Origin of the sequence: Terriglobus sp. YAF25 (genome assembly GCF_052113305.1) — a bacterium.
Lineage (GTDB): Bacteria > Acidobacteriota > Terriglobia > Terriglobales > Acidobacteriaceae > Terriglobus.
Map to the genome: position 1 here is coordinate 1 of NZ_JBFRCY010000682.1, position 4,282 is coordinate 4,282.

General features: G+C 57.1%; 3 protein-coding genes. All 3 read right to left on the reverse strand.

Annotated elements, in window-relative coordinates; translation table 11 throughout:
* On the reverse strand, positions 1 to 1,971 hold a 1,971-nt coding region (locus tag AB4043_RS22270; protein WP_442308126.1), incomplete at its 3' end, for a glycosyl hydrolase family 28-related protein.
* Positions 1,972 to 1,994: 23 nt separating this feature from the next.
* Positions 1,995 to 2,738 carry a cupin domain-containing protein gene (locus AB4043_RS22275; protein ID WP_442308127.1) on the reverse strand — a complete coding sequence of 248 codons (744 nt, stop codon included), beginning with the start codon at positions 2,736 to 2,738 and terminating at the stop codon, positions 1,995 to 1,997.
* Entirely contained in the window at positions 2,735 to 4,129 is a 1,395-nt protein-coding gene (locus tag AB4043_RS22280) for an MFS transporter (protein ID WP_442298980.1), read from the reverse strand. Before AB4043_RS22280 ends, AB4043_RS22275 begins: the two co-directional genes overlap by 4 nt.
* Positions 4,130 to 4,282: the final 153 nt, after the last annotated feature.

Genomic DNA, 4,282 nt, shown 5'->3' on the forward strand with positions numbered 1-4,282 from the left:
GAAGACGTGCACATTCTCAAGCCGGATATCGCTGGAACCCTTTGACTCGATCGCATTGAGCTTGGGTATGGTGTTACGCGAGACCCGGTACATGAACAAGTTGGTAAACAGAATGTGCTGCGAGTTCACCAACTCGATCGCGAAAGCCTCGGCGCCCGCAGGCTTTTCCTCTTCGGTTTGCAGCGCATAGACAGTCCAGTTCTGCGCGTGGCGAAAACGCGTCTCGTAATGCATGTGGTGCTCGCAGGACATCTGGTAAATAATGCTGGGCGTGCTCGTGTTCTCCACGACAAGGCCGGCATTCGCGGTGGTATTCGCCGTCCAGATGCCACGAAACAGGCCGCCACCCCCCTCGCCGACCCACAGGCTGGGCTGCTCGCTCTCAGAAGTATCCCGACGCGGACCTGTGCGCGGAGGGACCGGCGGAGCATTAGGACTCAATGAACTGTTTGCACGCCCACGTCCCACGCTGAAGTTCACGTCATCAAGGAACGACGCTGCGCCGGCGCGCCACACTATGCCGCCGGCTCGCGGATTCGCAAATCCGGTCCCGACGCCAAGGCCCATCATCATGGCGTTGCCGCCACGCGCGCTCTCGACCAATGGGACTTCCGCACCCGTACCTGAGAACGCTGGCTCCTCCTCCAGCAGTGTCAGCATGGTGGTTGTCGGGTTCATACCGATGAGCACTGTGTCTGGCCTCAGGTGCAGCGTGCCCGTTAGGCGGTACATGCCCTCGGGCAGGTAGAGCACGCGGTAGGTGTCGATCGCCCTCTGCAGCGCGGGCGCGTCATCCGTCCCGCCGTCACCCTTCACGCCAAGCGTATGCACGTTAACCCATTCGCTCATTGCCGGAAACTCGGGGATATCCGTCTTCGCCAGCAACGGAAGGGAGTGCAGCAAGATCTCACGATGGCGAAGAGCATAGCCGGCCTCACGGCCATCGTTGCCAATCTCCAGTCCCAGGGTTAGCTTCTCTTCTCTCCAGAACCTTCCCGGCGCTTTGATCTCCGTGTAACCGGCCGCCCCTTCCCCATTCTCCAGCATCTTCGACACGTTGTTACAGGCAACACCATCCAGCGTGATCTGCGAGTGCGCGGCCCCCACATTGCCGACGACAACACCCGCACGGCGGATGTCTTCAAAGACAAGATCGCGGCCATAGAGCTGCTCGGCCATGCCCTTGCTGATCTCGACGGCAACCGGGGTCTTCGCAATCCGGTTACGCACCAGCGTCATGCCGACCTCTTGCGTATGAATAGCTGCCTTGCGCTGGCCTTCGAGGACCGAGTCCATCAGCAGGAACTGCCACGCCGGCGAGGTCTTTACCGAGACAATGCCGTATTCTCCGTCGTAGATCTTCAGGTCGCTGCCCTGATTACCAACATCTTCCAACGCGGCGCGACCATGTCCTACGTGAAAGTCGATGTGATTCAAAGACGAGTGTTGCGCCACGTGGAAACGTATAGCGATCGCTGCCGCATTGCCATCGCCTATCTCGAAGTCCACGTTGCTCATACCGCTGTAGAAGGTGAATTCATTGGCATCGACGATCGGGCTGCCCCGCTGAGGACGATTGGAGGCAAACTGCACCATATAGCGGCCTGTGCCGAGAAAGCCGTGGCCTTCCTGAAAGCCCGGCGTGTTGGGAGCAAGAAACAGAACTGGACGCTCAGCGCCGTAACCCACGATACGGATGCCGGCCCAGACATAAATGGTTTTGTTCAGGCGGTAGCGGCCTTGCGGAAGATACACAATGCCGGCACCGGTGGTCTCCTGCACCTTGTCGATCGCTGCCTGCAACGCGTCAGAGTCGTCGGCGGCACCGTCACCCTTGACTCCAAAGGCGCCCTTCTCGAGGTAGACGGCATGCGGATCGTCGGGCCGCAGGGTGTAGACCGATCTGGCCTCTGCACCGACCGCCGTCGCCAGCAGCACTGCCGCCGCACACACCCATATCCAAACACGCATCTTCGTTTCCCATAGCGCACGTTTTATATGCGATTGCAAAAAGCCCCGTCGCGGTGAAAGCGGCAGGGCTGTCCCTCAGGCCCCACGTACGACCACACGGACGAGAACACGCTCGGAGGAAGAGCTCTGCGATATTGGACGGGGCCGGTTCCCCCTCCCATGTGCTCGACCGTTTTTAATAATGCCCGATCCAAATGCATGGTCATGAACTGAGGAATAGGATCGAGTTTGGCATCCTGACGGGGGTCTCCCAGATTGAAGGCATCGTAAGTCTTGCTTAGACCGACATTGATATTCAGCCACTGGATTGGCTTGTCCGTCGGATTGTAAATAGCGTGGGCATGGCCCATGACATCCGGTACGCCAACCGGCCCTTTGATCAGAGACGTGTGGCCATCTATAGTAAACTCCGCCTCACCGTCCAGAATGACGAACATCTCTTCGCACTTGTTATGAAAATGCTGGCCGATGCCACTCTTAGGCAGAATCACGCCGCGATGGAAAAAGATCAGGTTTGTATCAAGAGAAGTTAAGCCCAGCAATGGACGGTAATCCAAAGCACCTGGGCCATCATGTACTGCAGTGAGATGGTTGGCCTTCGCTGGATCGGTATGGCCGATACGCTGCTCGAGCGGCTGCGAACCCTGCATTGCAGGAGCGCTCGTCTGTGCATAGCCGGAAGACGCAAACAGGAGCAACGACAATACAACCTGAACCCTTCTAGCGGGCCTTACTCCAAGAAGTTGCCGTGGTGAAATCAGAATCACAGGTGTGCCTCCTCAATTACTCCGTTATGAGCTTCAAGTTTGCTACTGTTATCGTTCGGCAGAGGCCCTGGACCGATGGGTCCAACGTGCAGAGGGCGTTCTGGATGGACAGTGGACCAGAAGATCGCGGAGAGAACCGCAAAAGCAGCCGCTGTCGCAAAAGAAGTCGTCCAGCCGAATCGCTGCGCGATCCATGGAGTCAATGAGGCGGTAACAGCGCCGCCGATCTGGCCGCCCATGTTGATGATGCTTGCGAAAACACTTGAGTTTGGGCCTGCAATATCGATTGCAGCGGACCAGTAGGCGCTCTGCGAAAGATACAGCGCTCCCGCACCGGCAGCGAGTGTCAGACCTGCCAGCTGTGGATTGTGAAGTTGAGATCCAAGCACAAGAAACACTGCCGTCAGCAACGATGCACTCGCTGCGAGTCCACACCTTCCGACACGAAGGCCGTAGCGATGTGTCAGCACATCCGTCAACTTTCCGCCCAGCAGGCAGAAGATTGTCATCGATAGAAACGGAAGCATTGTGTACCGGGCACTGGCCTTCAAATCGAAGCCGCGAACCTGGGCCATGTAAATGAAGAACCAACTGAAGTAGACCCACGCCACATACAGGAACCCGAAGTATGCCCCCATGAGCGCAAGTAGATCAGACCGATGCAAAATCAGCTTCCAAGAGATTTTGTTCGATTCTGGTTGACGGTGTCTTCCATTCTCGCTGACGGTATGATCCGGCGAATCGCCCGGTGACACTTCCCGGATTAGCCTAAGTTCGGTTTCTCCAACCAACGGATGCGTCTCTGGGCGATCCCTCGCAATCCACCACCAGATAACACCTGCCAGAATTCCGACTACTGCGCTGAACCAGAAGGCAGAACGCCAGCCGTGATGAAGGATAAACCAGGTGAGCAAAGGTGGCGTCAGGCCACTGCCGGCTCCTACCCCGGCGAAGATGAGTCCGTTGACCATGCCCCGCTCATGGGACGGAAACCATCGCATTACGAAATGATTGGCCGCCGGATAAATGATGGATTCTCCGACACCGAGGCCAAACCGAAGCGCCACCAGAAAGAGCACAGCGTGAGTGGTCGACGAAGGTAACAGTGCGGTGAAGATGGTCGCAATTCCCCACCAAAGAACACCAACTGTAAGCACAAGGCGAGCCCCAAATCGAGCGGAAACCCATCCGGCTGGAACTTGGAACGCCGCATAGCCGATCAGAAATGCGCTCGCCATCCAGCCGAGTCGTTGGTTGCCAAGGCCAAACTCATGGCCTATCTGCAATCCAGCAATCGATAGGTTGGTACGGTCGAGGTAAGCGATAGCGCTCAATACAAACAGCCAGGATGCCAGCGACCACCGAACCTTCGTTTTATGTTTAATGCTCATCGTTTCCGTCCACTGGGATGACGCAACTTGTGAAAGCTTTATAGGCTCGTTATTTGCTCATCACCTTCTGTAGAGCGGCATTGCCCCAGGCGTCTTAACCCGGAGGCGATAGACGCTCGTGGAAGCGGTGATGTACAGCGTCCTGCCATCGTC